Annotated in this window: 15 protein-coding genes and 1 pseudogene; 4 read left to right on the top strand and 12 right to left on the bottom strand. The window is 68.3% G+C overall.

The window, feature by feature from the left end:
• Nucleotides 1–39: 39 nt before the first annotated feature.
• Nucleotides 40–1,509 (top strand): glutamate synthase subunit beta, encoded by a 1,470-nt coding sequence (locus IBX18_RS05175; RefSeq protein ID WP_194832519.1) that lies wholly within the window; start codon nucleotides 40–42, stop codon nucleotides 1,507–1,509.
• A gap of 416 nt (nucleotides 1,510–1,925) precedes the next feature.
• Nucleotides 1,926–2,825: a cutinase family protein gene (locus IBX18_RS05180; protein ID WP_194832520.1), complete on the top strand. Its 900-nt coding sequence runs from the start codon at nucleotides 1,926–1,928 to the stop codon at nucleotides 2,823–2,825.
• A gap of 77 nt (nucleotides 2,826–2,902) precedes the next feature.
• Here the strand turns inward: IBX18_RS05180 and IBX18_RS05185 are convergent, their stop codons facing one another.
• The 3 genes from IBX18_RS05185 to IBX18_RS05195 form a co-directional block, all read right to left on the bottom strand.
• Complete coding sequence (locus tag IBX18_RS05185; RefSeq protein WP_194832521.1) at nucleotides 2,903–3,238, bottom strand: hypothetical protein; 336 nt, start codon at nucleotides 3,236–3,238, stop codon at nucleotides 2,903–2,905.
• Nucleotides 3,239–3,354: 116 nt separating this feature from the next.
• A complete protein-coding gene (locus IBX18_RS05190) occupies nucleotides 3,355–3,966 on the bottom strand; it encodes a histidine phosphatase family protein (RefSeq protein WP_107653542.1) in 612 nt (203 codons plus the stop codon).
• Between the two features lie 58 nt (nucleotides 3,967–4,024).
• Nucleotides 4,025–4,723, bottom strand: a complete 699-nt coding sequence (locus IBX18_RS05195) for a helix-turn-helix domain-containing protein (protein WP_194832522.1) — start codon at nucleotides 4,721–4,723, stop codon at nucleotides 4,025–4,027.
• A gap of 108 nt (nucleotides 4,724–4,831) precedes the next feature.
• Here IBX18_RS05195 and IBX18_RS05200 point away from each other — a divergent pair, with 108 nt between their 5' ends.
• Nucleotides 4,832–6,331 carry an MFS transporter gene (locus IBX18_RS05200; RefSeq protein WP_306796144.1) on the top strand — a complete coding sequence of 500 codons (1,500 nt, stop codon included), beginning with the start codon at nucleotides 4,832–4,834 and terminating at the stop codon, nucleotides 6,329–6,331.
• Between the two features lie 56 nt (nucleotides 6,332–6,387).
• Here IBX18_RS05200 and IBX18_RS05205 read toward each other — a convergent pair whose 3' ends face one another.
• Both IBX18_RS05205 and lysX read right to left on the bottom strand, forming a co-directional pair.
• Entirely contained in the window at nucleotides 6,388–6,672 is a 285-nt protein-coding gene (locus IBX18_RS05205; RefSeq protein ID WP_194832785.1) for a hypothetical protein, read from the bottom strand.
• Nucleotides 6,673–6,836: 164 nt separating this feature from the next.
• Nucleotides 6,837–10,157, bottom strand: coding sequence for a bifunctional lysylphosphatidylglycerol synthetase/lysine--tRNA ligase LysX (gene lysX / locus IBX18_RS05210; protein WP_194832523.1), 3,321 nt, complete (start codon nucleotides 10,155–10,157; stop codon nucleotides 6,837–6,839).
• Between the two features lie 144 nt (nucleotides 10,158–10,301).
• Between lysX and IBX18_RS05215 the strand changes: the two genes are divergently transcribed.
• On the top strand, nucleotides 10,302–10,520 hold the full coding sequence (locus IBX18_RS05215; RefSeq protein WP_107659886.1) for an RNA-binding S4 domain-containing protein: 219 nt from the start codon (nucleotides 10,302–10,304) through the stop codon (nucleotides 10,518–10,520).
• Between the two features lie 9 nt (nucleotides 10,521–10,529).
• Here the strand turns inward: IBX18_RS05215 and rraA are convergent, their stop codons facing one another.
• The 7 genes and pseudogenes from rraA to IBX18_RS05250 form a co-directional block, all read right to left on the bottom strand.
• A complete protein-coding gene (gene rraA, locus IBX18_RS05220) occupies nucleotides 10,530–11,021 on the bottom strand; it encodes a ribonuclease E activity regulator RraA (RefSeq protein WP_194832524.1) in 492 nt (163 codons plus the stop codon).
• A 189-nt stretch (nucleotides 11,022–11,210) separates the two neighbouring features.
• The gene (locus tag IBX18_RS05225; protein WP_194832525.1) at nucleotides 11,211–11,576 is read right to left on the bottom strand and encodes a DUF5313 family protein; all 366 of its coding nucleotides are present in this window, start codon (nucleotides 11,574–11,576) and stop codon (nucleotides 11,211–11,213) included.
• 50 nt (nucleotides 11,577–11,626) lie between these two features.
• Nucleotides 11,627–12,002 (bottom strand): annotated as a pseudogene (locus IBX18_RS05230) (DUF5313 family protein).
• Nucleotides 12,003–12,027: 25 nt separating this feature from the next.
• The gene (locus IBX18_RS05235; RefSeq protein ID WP_194832526.1) at nucleotides 12,028–12,507 is read right to left on the bottom strand and encodes an SRPBCC family protein; all 480 of its coding nucleotides are present in this window, start codon (nucleotides 12,505–12,507) and stop codon (nucleotides 12,028–12,030) included.
• Nucleotides 12,508–12,553: 46 nt separating this feature from the next.
• A complete protein-coding gene (locus tag IBX18_RS05240) occupies nucleotides 12,554–13,513 on the bottom strand; it encodes a CopD family protein (RefSeq protein ID WP_194832527.1) in 960 nt (319 codons plus the stop codon).
• Nucleotides 13,510–14,052 carry a copper resistance CopC family protein gene (locus IBX18_RS05245; protein ID WP_194832528.1) on the bottom strand — a complete coding sequence of 181 codons (543 nt, stop codon included), beginning with the start codon at nucleotides 14,050–14,052 and terminating at the stop codon, nucleotides 13,510–13,512. The genes IBX18_RS05240 and IBX18_RS05245 overlap by 4 nt, the downstream gene beginning before the upstream one ends.
• Complete coding sequence (locus IBX18_RS05250) at nucleotides 14,049–14,708, bottom strand: YcnI family protein (protein ID WP_194832529.1); 660 nt, start codon at nucleotides 14,706–14,708, stop codon at nucleotides 14,049–14,051. The genes IBX18_RS05245 and IBX18_RS05250 overlap by 4 nt, the downstream gene beginning before the upstream one ends.
• Nucleotides 14,709–14,728 lie beyond the last annotated feature (20 nt).

Raw genomic sequence — 14,728 nt, forward strand, 5'->3', positions numbered from 1 at the left:
TGAGTCCGATGTCCACAGGCAATATTACGGAGGCCGAACGTGGCTGACGCACAAGGATTTTTGAAGCACACCCACCGGGAGCTACCGACCCGTCGACCGGTCGAGCTGCGGTTGATGGACTGGAAAGAGGTCTACGAGCAGGGGTATCCGAAGGAAACCCTGCAGCGGCAGGCCAGCCGGTGCATGGACTGCGGTATTCCGTTCTGCCACAACGGCTGCCCGCTGGGCAACCTGATCCCCGAGTGGAACGACCTGGTCTACAAGGGGCAGTGGCGCGAAGGCATCGACCGGCTGCACGCCACCAACAACTTCCCGGAGTTCACCGGGCGGCTGTGCCCGGCGCCGTGTGAGGCGTCCTGTGTCCTCGGGATCAACCAGGACCCGGTGACCATCAAGCAGGTCGAGGTCGATCTCATCGAGAACGCCTTCGACGAGGGCTGGGTGACTCCGGTCTACCCGACCCGGTTGACCGGCAAGCGCGTCGCCGTCGTCGGCTCCGGTCCCGCCGGGCTCGCGGCCGCACAGCAGCTCACCCGCGCGGGCCACACCGTGACCGTGTTCGAGCGGGCCGATCGCATCGGCGGGCTGCTGCGCTACGGCATCCCGGAATTCAAGATGGAGAAGCGCTTCATCGACCGGCGGCTCGCGCAGATGGAGGCCGAGGGCACCATCTTCAAGACCGGCGTGAACGTCGGGGTGGACATCACCGCCGAGCAGCTGCGCGAAATCTACGACGCGGTCGTGCTCTCCGGCGGCGCCACCCTCGCGCGTGACCTGCCGATCCCCGGGCGGGAACTCGACGGCATCCACCAGGCCATGGAGTTCCTGCCGTGGGCCAACAAGGTGCAGCTCGGCGACGACGTCACCGACGAAGACGGCCTGCCGCCCATTCACGCGCGCGGCAAGAAGGTCATCATCATCGGCGGCGGCGACACCGGCGCCGACTGCCTCGGCACCTCGCACCGGCAGGGCGCGGCCAGCATCCACCAGTTCGAGATCATGCCGCGCCCGCCGGAGGAGCGCGCCGCGTCCACTCCATGGCCGACTTACCCGCTCATGTACCGGGTGTCCTCGGCGCACGAAGAGGGCGGCGAGCGGGTGTTCTCGGTGAACACCGAGCGTTTCATCGGCGAAGACGGCAAGGTCACCGGCCTGCAGGCGCACGAGGTCAGCATGGTCAACGGCCGCTTCGAGAAGGTCGACGGCACCGACTTCACCCTCGAGGCCGACCTCGTCCTGCTCGCCATGGGCTTCACCGGCCCCGAGAAGCCGGGCCTGCTCGAAGATCTCGGCGTCGGCTACGACCAGCGCGGCAACGTCCAGCGGGACAAGAACTGGGCGACCAACATCCCCGGCGTGTTCGTCGCCGGCGACATGGGCCGCGGCCAATCCCTCATCGTCTGGGCCATCGCCGAAGGCCGCGCCGCGGCCGCCGCGGTGGACCGCTTCCTGGAAGGTGAGACGGCGCTGCCCGCCCCCATCACCCCCACCATGGTCGCCCAGCGATGACCTGAACCCCTCTCTTACCGGAGCGGAAAAGGCGCCTGTGGACAGCAATGTCCACAGGCGCCTTTGTTTCCCGTAGCGGGCTGCCCCAAAGAGCAAGGGCCTGACAACAATCCGGTTCGATGCTCAACTACCCCAGCGCATAAGGATTTTCGCGACGAACGGGACGCTGGAGATTTGGGCATTCGACGAAAATTCGGACAAGGCCGGGGTTTCGGATGGCGCCGGCGAGCTGGTACCTCTATTGTGATCCCGTCGTGCTGCTGATCTTGGGATGTGGGTTCTGGTCGTAGCCGACACGTCGGTGGGTGGCTTGTGTTAACCCAGCGTGCACTGAAATGTCATCCGTCGGGTTCAGCATTGGGGCGCAACTTGTCGAGGACGCACTCGCGAGAGGCATGGTTTTGGACTGGAGCGGTATGCAGTTGAAGAAGGTTGTCGCGGCTCTCGGTGCTTCCGCGACGGTGTTGTCCGGCATGGTGTTCGGCGCCGGTGCCGCGAGCGCGGCGCCCGGCTGCCCGAGCCTGTACGTGGTGGCGATCCCGGGTACCTGGGAGACCGGCAAAGACAAGACGCCGAAGCCCGGCATGCTGGCCGGGGTCACCAACAATCTGCCCCGTTCGGCGGAGGTCGACTACGTGACCTATGCCGCGACCGCGTTCCCGTGGGAGGGCGAGGTCTACGGCAACTCGAAGAAGGAAGCCGTCGACGCCGCGCGCGGCCTCATCTCCGACATGGCGAAGTCGTGCGGCGCGACGAAGATCGCGCTCGTCGGCTACAGCCAGGGTGCCGACGCCGCCGGTGATCTGGCGGCCGAGATCGGTACCGGGCTCAGCGTGGTCGCGCCGGAACGGATCGCGGGCGTCGGCCTGATCTCCGACCCGCGCCGTTCCCCGAGCGACATTCAGGTCGGCGCCCCGGCGCCCGGCGCGGGTGCCGGTGGCCCCCGGGTCGGCGGCTTCGGCTGGATCAGCGACCGCACCCGCAGTATCTGCGCGGTGAGCGACCTGTACTGCGCGACCGCACCCGACGACTTCGTCACCCGGTTCGCCGGCTTCCTGGCGCAGGCCTCGGACGCGAACCCGGCCAACATGTGGCGCTACCAGATCGAAGCCGGAAACATCATGAACGACCTGTTCGCGCATGGTGGCGTGCCCACATTGCAGGCGCAGCTGACGGAGTCGGCGAACGAGCAGCGGGCCAAGGACCTGGAGCGGTTCTACAAGTCGCAGGCGCACACCCTGTACGGCAGCTACCCGGTCGGCGGCGGCCAGACCGCCGTCTCCTGGATGCACAACTGGATTGCGGGCATGGCCTGATCCACCGCGTACCGAAACGAAGGCCCACCTCCGGCAAGGAGGTGGGCCTTCGTCGTATGGCCTAGCGGGACAAGGGATCAGCTGCTGCCCGCGGAACCGGTCGACGGTCGACCGTCCTTGAAGAAGATCCGCGGACCTGGCTCGTCCTTCCGGTGGATGCGCGGCCCGTCACCACGCGGACCCTCGCGATATTCCACCCGCGGGCCGTCGTGTCCCTGGCCGCCGGGTAGGTCCAGGCCGCTGTGCGGATGCGCACTGATGTCGGTGCCGTCGGCCGGGGTCAGCTGAACAGCCGCCGGATCGGGTGTCGCCGCCGAAGCGGTCGCGGCCAGCGCGCCGACCGGTAACGCGATCAACGCTCCCGCCACGGCAATTCGGGTGAGGCGGCGTCTCGATGTACTGGAGAGCAACACGGGAATCCTTTCTCTGGAACCGTGCGCTACTGAGGGTGGTAGCGCACCCGTCCCATAGAAGGTTCCGTCGCTGGGACGACGGTGCGACGTCCCTGCCAATCGGCTGTGAGTGGCGCTCAGGCTTTGATATTGCGCGGCAACAGATCCCAGACGTGCCCGTTCTCATTGATCGTCGCCGCGGTCCGGCGCCCGGTGCGGGAGAACAGGATTCGGGTGATCGAGCAGTAGTCGATCGGAAAGGTCAGCGGCCGTTCCAAACCGAGGATCTCCTGGAGCAGCACGTTGATCACGCCGCCGTGCGTGAAGGCGACCACCGTGCCCGCCGGGTCGGTGCTCGCGGCGATCTCGGTGACCGCGTCGAGCACCCGGGACTTGAACGCCTTGCCGTCGATCTGGTGCGGCAGGTGCCCCGCTTTGATCCGTTCGTAGACCTCGCGGAACTCGACCTTGGCGTCCTCGATCGGAATGTAGGCGGGCAGGTCGCGATCGTATTCGGCGAGGTCGTCGATGAGGTCGAGGCCGGCGCCGAGCTTCGCCGCGGTCGGTGCCGCGGTCTCGCGCGCCCGGCGCTGCGGGCTGCTCACCACCCGGGTGATCCGGTGCTGGCTCAACGCGGCGGGCACCCGCTCGGCCTGCTCGAGCCCGACGGGCGCGAGCTCGGGATCGGCGGGACCGGCGGAGTTCATGATCCGGACCGGTTGGGCATGGCGAACGAGGATCAACTGCACACGCCCACTCTGCCGTATCGCGGGCCGCACTTCGCTCCGGGCGCGACACGGCGCCGCGTCAACGCCCGGTGCACTCCCGCGGCAGCTCGAACAGGGTGGTGAACTGCTCGGCGGCGGCCGCGTCGCCGGTCACCAACGCGTCGCCCGCGGTGATCGTCTCGGCCATCGAGTGCCCGTCGTAGACGACCGCGACGAAGGCGGCGACGCTGGTGTGCACGGCGGTCGCCGCGGTGCCGCTCGCGCCGCGGCTGATCGTGAGCGTGCCGTCGTCGACCACCGCGTGGAATTCGTCGGTGTTCGCATCGGGTCCGGTGAAGTGCAGGTCGAAGTCGGCCCGGATGCCTGCCGCCCGATCCGCCTGGAAATGCGTGCGCAGCGAGACGACGAGGGCGTCGGTGCTCACCTCCGAACAGCGGTAGGTGCTGGGTGTGCGCGCACCCCAGTGACTCAGCGCGAGGATCACCGTGTCCAGTTCCTTGCCCCAGTCGGTGAGGTCGTAGACCGCGGCGCTGACCGGCGGCGGCAGCTTGCGCTTGTGCACCACGCCCGCCTGGACCAGCTCGTCGAGCCGCTGGGAGAGCACGTTCGGGCTGATCGTGGGCAGCCCGGCCCGCAGATCGGTGAATCGCTTGGGGCCGAGGAGCAGTTCGCGCACCACCAGCAGGGTCCATCGCTCACCGACCAGGTCGAGCGCGCGGGCCGCACCGCACGCGTCGTGGTAGCTGCGCTTGTTGCGGTGCTCGGGAGCAGCAGTCATGGAATACAGCATATCAGTAGATACTGCAATCGAATTAGCTAGTTGTCTTTTAGGACTAACCACTGCTAGCGTCGCACCATAACGATCTTCGGGTGGAAGGCAACGCTGGTGGTTGACGTAAGAGAACGGACGCGCGAGGCGGCGGACCGCGGTCGCTGGCTCGCGCTGTATGTGCTGTGCGGCGGCATGCTGATGATCGTGCTGGACGCCACGATCGTGAACGTCGCGCTCGCCGACATCCAGCAGGACCTCGGGTTCACCTCGGCCGGGCTGGCCTGGGTGGTGAACGGCTACCTGATCTCGTTCGGTGGCCTGCTGATGCTGGCGGGCCGGCTCGGCGACCTGATCGGCCGCCGCACCATGTTCCTGTCCGGCCTGGTGGTGTTCACCGTGGCCTCGGTGCTGTGCGGGCTGGCCGTCAACGAGGTCACCCTGATCGCGGCCCGATTCCTGCAGGGCATCGGCGGCGCGATGACCTCCGCGGTGATCCTCGGCATGATCTTCGCGATGTTCCCGGACCCGAGGGAGCAGGCGAAGGCGATCGGTCGCTACGCGTTCGTCGCGTCGGCCGGTGGCGCGATCGGCCTGCTGCTCGGCGGCCTGCTCACCGCGCTGGACTGGCGGCTGATCTTCCTGGTCAACCTGCCGATCGGCATTCTGGTCGGGCTCGCCGCGATGAAGATCCTGGACAAGGACCAGGGCGCGGGCCTGAAGGACGGCGCGGATGTGCCCGGCGCCGTGCTGATCACGGCGGCGCTGATGCTCGGCGTCTACACCATCGTCAAGCCGGCCGCCGAGTACGGCTGGACCGACCCGGTCACCCTGGGCCTCGGGGTGGCGTCGCTGGCGCTGCTCGCCGGGTTCGTCGCGCGGGAGGCGACGGCGAAGACACCGCTGATGCCGCTGACGATCTTCCGGTCCCGGAACCTGTCCGGCGCCAACGCGATTCAGGTGGTCACCGTGGCGGGCATGTTCGGCATGTTCTTCCTGGGCTCGCTGTACCTGAAGCAGGTGCTCGGCTACGAGCCGCTGCAGCTGGGCCTGGCGTTCTTCCCGGTGGCCGCGATCATGGGCCTGCTCTCGGTGCGCTACTCCGAGGGCCTGGTGATGCGGTTCGGTGCGCGCAAGGTGCTGATCCCGGGACTGTCGCTGATCCTCGCCGCGCTGCTCTGGCTGACCCAGGCGCCGGTCGACGGCAACTACTGGCTGCACATCTTCGGCCCGATGGTGCTGTTCGGAACCGGTGCGGGCCTTGCCTTCCCGGCGCTGATGAACCTGGCGATGTCCGGGGTGGCGCCGGAGGAAGCGGGGTTGGCCTCCGGACTGGCCAACACCACGATGCAGGTCGGTGGCGCACTCGGGCTCGCCGTGCTGGCGACCCTGTCGGCGAGCAAGACGACCGACCTGTTGGCGGCGGGCACCCCGGTGAACGAGGCGCTGACCAGCGGGTTCCAGCTCGCATTCTGGATCGGCGCGGCGTTGGTCGGCGCGGCGCTGCTGGCCGCGGTGCTGGTGCTGAAGTCGGTGCCCGCCACCGAGCACGGCGTCGACCTGGACGACGAGCTGTTGCTCGAGGCGGAAGTGGCGTCCGAGCGCACCGTCCGCTGATCGAACGGCTGAACAAGCAAATGGCCCGGTTCGCTATGCGAGCCGGGCCATTTCGGTCAAGGAGTGTAAGGCGGTTGCTGCTGCCCGTACGGGGGCTGCTCGCCGTAGGGCGGCTGGTTCGGCGGTTGCTGGTCGGGCCCCTTCTTCCGCCGCCGCATCAGGTAGACGCCTGCGATGATCGCCGCGACGACCAACAGGCAGCAGAGCCCGCCGATGATCAGCCCGCCGCTGCTTCTGCGTTTCTTCTTGGCCGCGAGGTCCAGCGCCGAGTTCCATACGTCCGGACTCGCCCACACGCTCGTGTCCACCAGGCTCATATTGGTCAGCAGGTCAAGATACATTCAGAACCCCATCTCGTGTTTCGGTCTCCTCCCGGGCCGAATACCACTCACCGCACGCCCGAACCACCGGCCGGTCAACCCGAGTATTCGGCCGCCCGGACCGAATAACCCAGGGTAGCTGTCCGATTCATCCGGAGTGGACCCTTCGCGAACCTTGCCTCGGCTCAGCGCGGTTTCACCAACGGGAACGGCAGCGTCTCGCGGATGCTGCGGCCGGTGATCAGCATGACCACCCGGTCCACACCCATGCCGAGCCCGCCGGTCGGCGGCATCGCGTGTTCCAGTGCCTGCAGGAAGTCCTCGTCGAGCTCCATCGCCTCCGGATCACCGTTGGCCGCGAGCATCGACTGCTCGGTGAGCCTGCGGCGCTGCTCGACCGGGTCGGTGAGTTCGCTGTAGGCGGTACCGAGTTCGACACCCCAGGCGACCAGGTCCCAGCGCTCGGTGACCCCCGGAATCGAGCGGTGCGCGCGGGTCAGCGGGGACACCGAGGTGGGGAAGTTGATGTAGAAGGTCGGTTCCTCGGTGCGGGACTCGACCAGGTGCTCATACATCTCCAGCACCACCTGGCCCTCGTCCCAGCCGTGCTGGTAGGGCACCTCGGCCTTGTCGCACAGTTCGCGCAGCTGGTCCAGGTCGGTGTCCGGGGTGATCTCGGTACCGATGGCCTCGGACACCGCGCCGTGCACCGTCTTCACCGCCCACTCGCCGGAGATGTCCACCGGCTCGTAGGAGCCGTCGCCCTGCGGCCGCAACGCCACCATCGCACCGTTCGCGGCGAGCGCGGCGTCCTGGATGAGCTGGCGGCAGGCGTGCATCATCCGCTCGTAGTCGCTGTGCGCCTCGTACGCCTCGAGAATGGTGAACTCGGGGTTGTGGCTGAAGTCGACGCCCTCGTTGCGGAAGGTCCGGCCGATCTCGAAGACCTTCTCCATGCCGCCGACGCAGAGCCGCTTCAGGTACAGCTCGGGAGCGATCCGCAGGTACAGATCCAGGTCGTAGGCGTTGATGTGGGTCAGGAACGGGGTGGCGTTGGCGCCGCCGTGCACCTGCTGCAGGATCGGCGTCTCCACCTCCAGATAACCCCAGGCGTTCAACGAGTCACGCAGCGAGCGGACCACCGCGCTGCGCTTGGCGAGCACCTCCCTGGTCTCGGCGTTGATCGCCATGTCGACGTAGCGCTGCCGCACCTTCGCCTCGGGGTCGGACAGCCCTTTCCACTTGTCCGGCAACGGATGCAGGCACTTGCCGAGCATCCGCCAGTCCGCCGCGAGCAGCGAGAGTTCGCCGCGGCGGCTGCGCCCGATCTGCCCGCTGACCTCGATCAGGTCGCCGAGATCGAAGAATTCGGTGAACTCGGCGCTGCGCTCGGCGCCGACCCGGTCGCGGTCGATCACCAGCTGGATGTCGTCGGTCCAGTCGCGCACCACGGCGAAGATCACGCCGCCGTAGTCGCGGATGCGCAGCAGCCTGCCGCAGACCCGGACCGTGGTGCCGCGCGGCGACTGCCTGGCCTTCGCGACGGTGTGCGTCGGCGGGTAGGCGACCGGGTAGGCCTCGACGCCGGACGCGGTGAGCCGGTCCAGCTTGTCCATCCGCACCCGCACCTGCTCGGGGCGGCGCGGCAGCTGTTCGTTGCCCTCGACGTGATCGATGTCGGGCGGGCTGCCGTCGGCGTGCAGGCCGGTCATGGTGGCGGGCACCGCGCTGTGGATACCGGTGTGCGCGACCGTATCCGGCTCCTTGCCGAAGCGCGGCAGGAAACCCTCGGCGAGCGCGCTGGCCACCGCGACCCTCGGCAGCTGCCTGCGCTCCTCGAACAGGAAAAACCTTGGTACCCAATGCGGCTGGTACTTCACGTTGGAGCGGTACAGCGCCTCCAGCTGCCACCAGCGCGAAAAGAACAGCAGCACACCGCGCCACAGCCGCAGCACCGGACCGGCGCCGATCCGGCCGCCCTCCTCGAACACCGAGCGGAACACCGCGAAATTCAGCGAGACCTTGGTGATGCCCTGCTGTTCGGAGTTCAACGCGAGCTGCGAAATCATCAGCTCCATCACGCCGTTCGGGCCGTGCGGGTCCCGGCGCATCAACTCCAGTGAGACACCGGTGCGGCCCCACGGCACCAGCGACAGCATGCCGAGCACCCGATCCTGACCGTTCACCGCCTCGACGAGCAGGCAGTCCCCGTCCAGCGGATCGCCGAGCCTGCCGAGCGCCATCGAGAAGCCGCGCTCGGTCTCGGTGTCGCGCCAGGCGTCCGCGCGGGCGATCACCTGCCGGAACTCCTCGGCCGGGATGTCGCGGTGCCGCCGGATCCGGACGGTGATGCCGTGCTTGCGCAAGCGGTTCGCGGCCTGGCGGACCGGCTTCATCTCCGGGCCCGCGAGGGAGAACGTCCTGGTGTCCAGGATGGCCTCGTCACCGAGCCGGATCGCGGAGAGCCCGGCCCGCCGGTAGGAGGTCGCGCCGATTTCGCTGGCGCCCATCACCGCGGGCGCCCAGCCGAATTGGTCGGCCAGCCGCAGCCAGGCGTCGATGGCCTGCGGCCAGGCCTCGCGGATGCCGATCGGGTCGCCGCTGGCGAGACAGACGCCCAGTTCCACGCGGTAGGTGACCGCCGCCTTGCCGCTGGGCGCGAACACCACCGCCTTGTCGCGGCGGGTCGCGAAGTAGCCGAGCGAGTCCTCCAGATCGGAACGTTCCAGCAGGCCGCGGATGGCCGACTCGTCGGTGCCGGTCATCGCGTTCGCCGCCCGCTGCGAGCGCAGCAGGATGAGCACCGCGGCCAGTAGCGCGATCGCGCCGAACAGGCCGAGCAAGAAGTTGACGAACGGGCGCGGGTGCCCGTCGAAGTGTTCGTTGTCCACCAGCACCGCGGCGGTCACCCGATAGATCGCCCAGCCGGGCCGCTGCGCGCCGCTCGGCAGCGAACCGGGGAACAACTCGACCAAACCCCAGCCGAGCAGCGAGCCGACCGTCAGGCCGCCGGCGAGCACACCCAGCGCCTTCAAGCCCGCGCCGCGGCGCACCCTCGTATAGAACTCGCGCCAGGCCGCGATCAGCACGCCGATCACGGCCAGGTGCACGATCATCGCCACCAGCGCGTCGATATTGCCGGTGTCCGCGAAATCCAAGCCGTCGGCCAGCGCGTACAGCGCCAGATAACCGAGCAGCAACCACCAGGCGATCCGTTTGCGGCTGGCCAGCGCGCCCGCGAGCAGGCCGACGATCAGCGCCCACATCAGGTTGGTGTCGGGGGCGTCGAAGTAGTAGTTGTCGATGTAGCGACGCGGTATCTGAGTCAGGAAACGCAGGCCGGGCGAGAGGCTCCAGAGGAAACACGCCACCGCGAAAACCCCGAGCACCAGGCCCGCGATATGCGGTACCTCGGCCAGTCGGCCATGTCCTCGATGTGGGACGGGCGGGGTCGGTCTGTCCGCGGGCGGTTCGATCAGGTGTTGCCGGGCTTGCGTGGTGGTCACTGAACCAGTGTGTACGGTGCCGCCGTGTCGGTGCTCGAAGACCACCCGGGCATGTCGGTTCTCGGCGCGTCGCACACGCGTGTCAGCAACACGCACCGGGGGCTGGTTTCTGCTGATTCCGGAGGCAAGGTAAGGATGTACCTCATGTCAGAACCAGTCGATGTACCGATCGATGACGACGTCATCCGGCTCGGTCAGTTCCTGAAACTGGCCAACCTGATCGAATCCGGCTCGGAGGCCAAGACGGTGATCGCGTCCGGTCTGGTGCGGGTGAACGACGAGGTGGAGCTGCGCCGCGGCAGGCAACTACAGATCGGTGACGTCGTCACCCTGGCCGGTCATCAGGCGAGAGTGTCGGTCTGAGGCGGACTTTCAGTCCTCGGCCCGCACCACGACGCCGTCGTGGTCGCTGTAGAGCATGTCGCCGGGCACGAAAGTGACGCCGCCGAACTCGACCGGGACGTCACGGTCGCCGGAGCCGGTCTGCGTGCTCTTGCGCGGGTTGGTGCCCAGCGCCTTGACGCCGATGTCGAGCGTGCGCAGGATGGCCGAGTCGCGCACCGCGCCGTTGATGATCACGCCGGCCCAGCCGTTGTCCACGCCGCGACCGGCGATGATGTCACCCACCAGGGCGGTGTGCACGCTCGCGTCGCCGTCGACGACCAGCACCTTGCCGTGGCCCGGTTCGCCGAGCGTCTGCTTCACCAGCAGGTTGTCCTGGAAGCAGCGGATGGTGGAGATGCGGCCGGAAAATGCCGCGCGGCCACCGAACTGGATGAACTGCGTATCGCAGCTGCGGATCTCGGGGCCGATCTCGTCGGCCAGGTCGGCAGTGGCGACAACATCATTCTGCGATTCGGTCACTGTGTTGATTTTGCCGTGCCTGCGGCCCGGCGTGTTCACGGCCCCCTTAGTCTCGCGTCCGAGCGGCCGAGACTAGCGACTTCGTCGCATGCGCTTCGGCCACTCGGACGCGAGACGGGCCGCGAACGGCGCTCGCAAAACTCGCGCGTGGTGGTTGCTTCGGGTGTGCGCGTCTCGTCTGGGCGCTACCTAACGGTGCCCGTAGCGCAGTTCGTACCGCTCCCGGTCGTGCTCGGAGAACTTGGCGCGGTTGACCAGTTCGGGGTTCAACCCGTGCTGGCCCAAACGGTAGCGGCGCCAGACATAGCTGAGCGCCACGGTGAAGATGACCATCGGAACGATCATCATCACGATCAAGCCGATCTTCAGCGGCATCGGACCCGGGAACAGCAGTACCAGGGCGAAGAACGGCAACACAGGCCCGAGAAACCGGACGAGATAGCGCTCCATGGCCCCGTGTCCGACGAGGTCGCGGATGACCCACTCGTGCAGCTCCTCGGGGAGCTCGCGGCCCAGATCGTAGGCGATCCGCTGCCAAATTGTGGGGGTTTTCATACCTAAAGGCTATGCCTGTGGTATCGGTCACCGCTAGGTTGCTGAGCCCCTCAACCTCGGCCGTGCCGCCGCTCGTAGGCGAGGCGTTCCGGCTCGGCCTTGCGCCGGGCGTCCGCGTCGGCCAGCGCTGGATCGAGGCCGTGCTTGATCAGCCGGTGCCGCCGGTACACATACATCAGCGCCACCGTGAAGTAGATCAGCGGCAGATACAGCAGCGCCATCATCGCCAGGCCCCATCCACAACGGGCCGGGCAGCAGCAGGAACAGCATGAGCACCGGAATCAACGGCAGCAGGATGCGCAGCAGATACCGCCGCGTCGCGCCGGGGCCGACCAGGTCTTCGCGAACCCAGTCGGTCATCGAGGCGGGCAGGGTGCGGCCCGCGACGTAACCGATGCGCTGGACGAGGGACGGCGTGGCACTCATCGACTAAACATCCCGTACCGGCGGATCAATGCACGGACTCATCGGATTCCGCGGCGCGACCGGCGTGGAAAGCCTGGATCTGGGTGATCAGGTTGTGCGTGGTGTGCTGCACCGCGATCTTCACGAACGGCTCGATGGTCTTGCCGAGCGCGCGGCCGGCCAGGCCGCCGCCGACCCGGAAGTCGACGATCGCGTCGACGGTGCAGAGCGCGTCGCTCTTGGGGTGGAACAGGAAAGTCGACTCGACCTCGAAGCCCTTGATCGACTTCACCGCGATCAGGCTGTTCTCCGCCCAGCGCACCACCTCGACGCGGGACTTCAGCGAGGCGGGCCCGAGCTTGATGTGCCCGTCGAACGCGGCGCCGACACCGACGGTCTGCTCGCCGACCGGCGTGAACGACTGAATCCCGTACAGGAACTTCGGCAGATTCCGATAGTCGTTCACGTAGGCGAACGCGGACTCCGCCGACGCCGCGCAGTCCTCGACGATCTTCACTTCGGTCATGCGAAAACAGTAACCGGTGGCGATCCGGGTCGCCTGCTCGCGGAGGTCAGGCGGTGACCGCGAGCGTCGCGGCCAAACCGAAGGCCAGTGCCATCACGACCACCTCGATGGTCGCCCGGCGCAGCGAGGCCTCGGCGGTCATCCGATGATCGGCGGCCCGGCGCACCCAGCTGCGTCGCCACCACCAGCCCAGTGCCAGCAGGCCAACCAGCACAAGGGTTTTCGCGAGCAGGATGCGACCGTAACCGGTGCTGACGAACGGCGTGAGCCCGCCGACCCGCACCAGTCCGTTGAGCAGGCCGGTCGCCGCCACCACCGCGACCAGCGGCAATGCCACCGCCGAATACCTCGGCAACACCACGGCCCACTCGCCCCGGGTGCGCACCACCAACGCGAGCGCGATGAGCAGCCCGAACCAGGCCGCCGCCGCCAGCGCGTGCACCGCGGCGAGTACCGACCCGAACGCCTGCTGCGACATGTGCCCGGTGATCGGCCGCAGCGCCAGCGCGACCGCCGCGAACACCAGAACCAGGTCGGCGGAGGCGATCTCGGTCCGCCGGAACGCCACCGTCGAATAGCACGCGACCGCGCCGACGCCCACCAGGATGGCGATGCCGACCTGCCCGCCGCTGATCTGCACCAGATAGTCGCCGAACTGCGCGGCCCCCAATTCGCTGATCGGTACTCCGACCACCTGGGCCGCCTCGAACACGATGATCGCGAACTCGGCGCCGCTCCAGCAGCCGGCCAGCACCGCGAGCAACCGCCACGGCGGCTCCAGGCGGGCGTGCAGCCGGGGCAGCGCGGCCAAGCCGAGCACCGTCGCGCCGAGGCCGTCGGCGAGCACCCGGACGATGGCCTCGGCCGCGAAACCAGCGGACCTGGCCAGCGCCCAGGCGATCAGCACACCGAGCAGACCGGCGGGGACGACCAGCAGCACCGGCCACGGTGCGCGGGCGGTACTCCGCCGCGCACCGCCCCGGCCGCCGATCGTCCGTCCGGTCACTGGTTCGGTTTCCGGCTCCTGCCGCCGAACAGCGCGAACGCCAGCCCGCCGCCGAAGAGCACGACGGCGCCGACGATGAAGACCCACAACGGGATTCCGCCGGAGCCGTCGTCGTCGGAGCTACCGCTGTTGGCATTCGGCTTCGCGCCGGGGACCCCGTTGCCCGCCTTGCTCAGCGTGAAATGCCGGGTGCCACTGACCGGATGGCCGTCGGCGGAGGTCACCCGGTAGGCGACGGTGTATTCGCCGACCGGCCCCAGCTCACCCACTTCGACGCTGACCGTATTGCCGTCGACCGTCGGCGAGCCCTTCGACCACAGCTTGCCGTCCGGGCCGACCACGGTGAGCGCCGGGAAGCTCGGCTGCAAGGCCTCGTTGAAGGTGACGCTCGCACGCGCCGGGCCCGCCTCGATGGTCGCGCCGTCGTCCGGCACGCTGGCCGTCGGGGCGGAGTGCGCGGCGGCGGTTCCCGTTGCGGCGAGACCGAAGCCGAGCAGGAACAGACCTGCGACGAGTGCGGTGAGCAGACGCCGGGTCATGACTGCCGCGCCCGGATCACATTGCCGAGGCCGAGCGCGACGGCGAGCAGGCCGAGCGCCAGGCCGATGCCGCCGAGCCAGCGGGCGGTGTTGTCGGTGTCGTCGGCGGTGCCGTGCGCGGCCTCGCTGTCGACCTTGTGGTCGTCGCCCGCGTCGGCCTTGCCCTGGGCGAGGGTGAGCGACGGCGCCGGATGTTCGGGCTCCGCACCGTCTTTGCCCGCGGGCTGGTCCCAGTTGACGATCTTGCCGTCGCTGTAGGTCTGCTTGGCCGGGAAGCTGACCGTCTCCTGCGCGGGCAGCGGGCCGACCGAGACGGCGAACCGCTGGAACTGGCCGGGGCCGACACCGGGGGCGCCCGGGTCCGCGGTCCAGGTGATCGCGGTGATCTCTTTCTTCTCGTTCTTGTCGACCTTGACCGACCAGCCCGGAATGGGTTCGGGGCGTGCGCTTTTCAGGTTGGGCAGGGTGACGGTGAGCGCAGTGGTGCTTGCGGTGTCGGATTCGGTGGGCACCCGGAAGGTGGCGACCGAATACTTGCCCTGCTGGGCGCCCGGCGCGTCCACGCTGACGTGCGCGGCGGCGGTGCCGCAGGCCAGCACGGCGAGGGTGGCGGCGACTGCGGCCGTGCCGGTGGCGCGCGAAATCGAACGGTGCATGGAGAGACTTTCTGTCCGAA

Origin of the sequence: Nocardia sp. XZ_19_369, from assembly GCF_015355715.1 — a bacterium.
Classification (GTDB): Bacteria; Actinomycetota; Actinomycetes; order Mycobacteriales; family Mycobacteriaceae; genus Nocardia.

Excerpts from the sequence above, each read along its gene's own strand:
- IBX18_RS05180 (WP_194832520.1), top strand. The coding sequence starts at position 1,926 with ATGCAGTTGAAGAAGGTTGTCGCGGCTCTCGGTGCTTCCGCGACGGTG.
- IBX18_RS05195 (WP_194832522.1), bottom strand. The coding sequence starts at position 4,723 with ATGACTGCTGCTCCCGAGCACCGCAACAAGCGCAGCTACCACGACGCG.
- IBX18_RS05205 (WP_194832785.1), bottom strand. The coding sequence starts at position 6,672 with ATGTATCTTGACCTGCTGACCAATATGAGCCTGGTGGACACGAGCGTG.
- IBX18_RS05215 (WP_107659886.1), top strand. The coding sequence starts at position 10,302 with ATGTCAGAACCAGTCGATGTACCGATCGATGACGACGTCATCCGGCTC.
- IBX18_RS05225 (WP_194832525.1), bottom strand. The coding sequence starts at position 11,576 with ATGAAAACCCCCACAATTTGGCAGCGGATCGCCTACGATCTGGGCCGC.
- IBX18_RS05235 (WP_194832526.1), bottom strand. The coding sequence starts at position 12,507 with ATGACCGAAGTGAAGATCGTCGAGGACTGCGCGGCGTCGGCGGAGTCC.
- IBX18_RS05245 (WP_194832528.1), bottom strand. The coding sequence starts at position 14,052 with ATGACCCGGCGTCTGCTCACCGCACTCGTCGCAGGTCTGTTCCTGCTC.
- IBX18_RS05250 (WP_194832529.1), bottom strand. The coding sequence starts at position 14,708 with ATGCACCGTTCGATTTCGCGCGCCACCGGCACGGCCGCAGTCGCCGCC.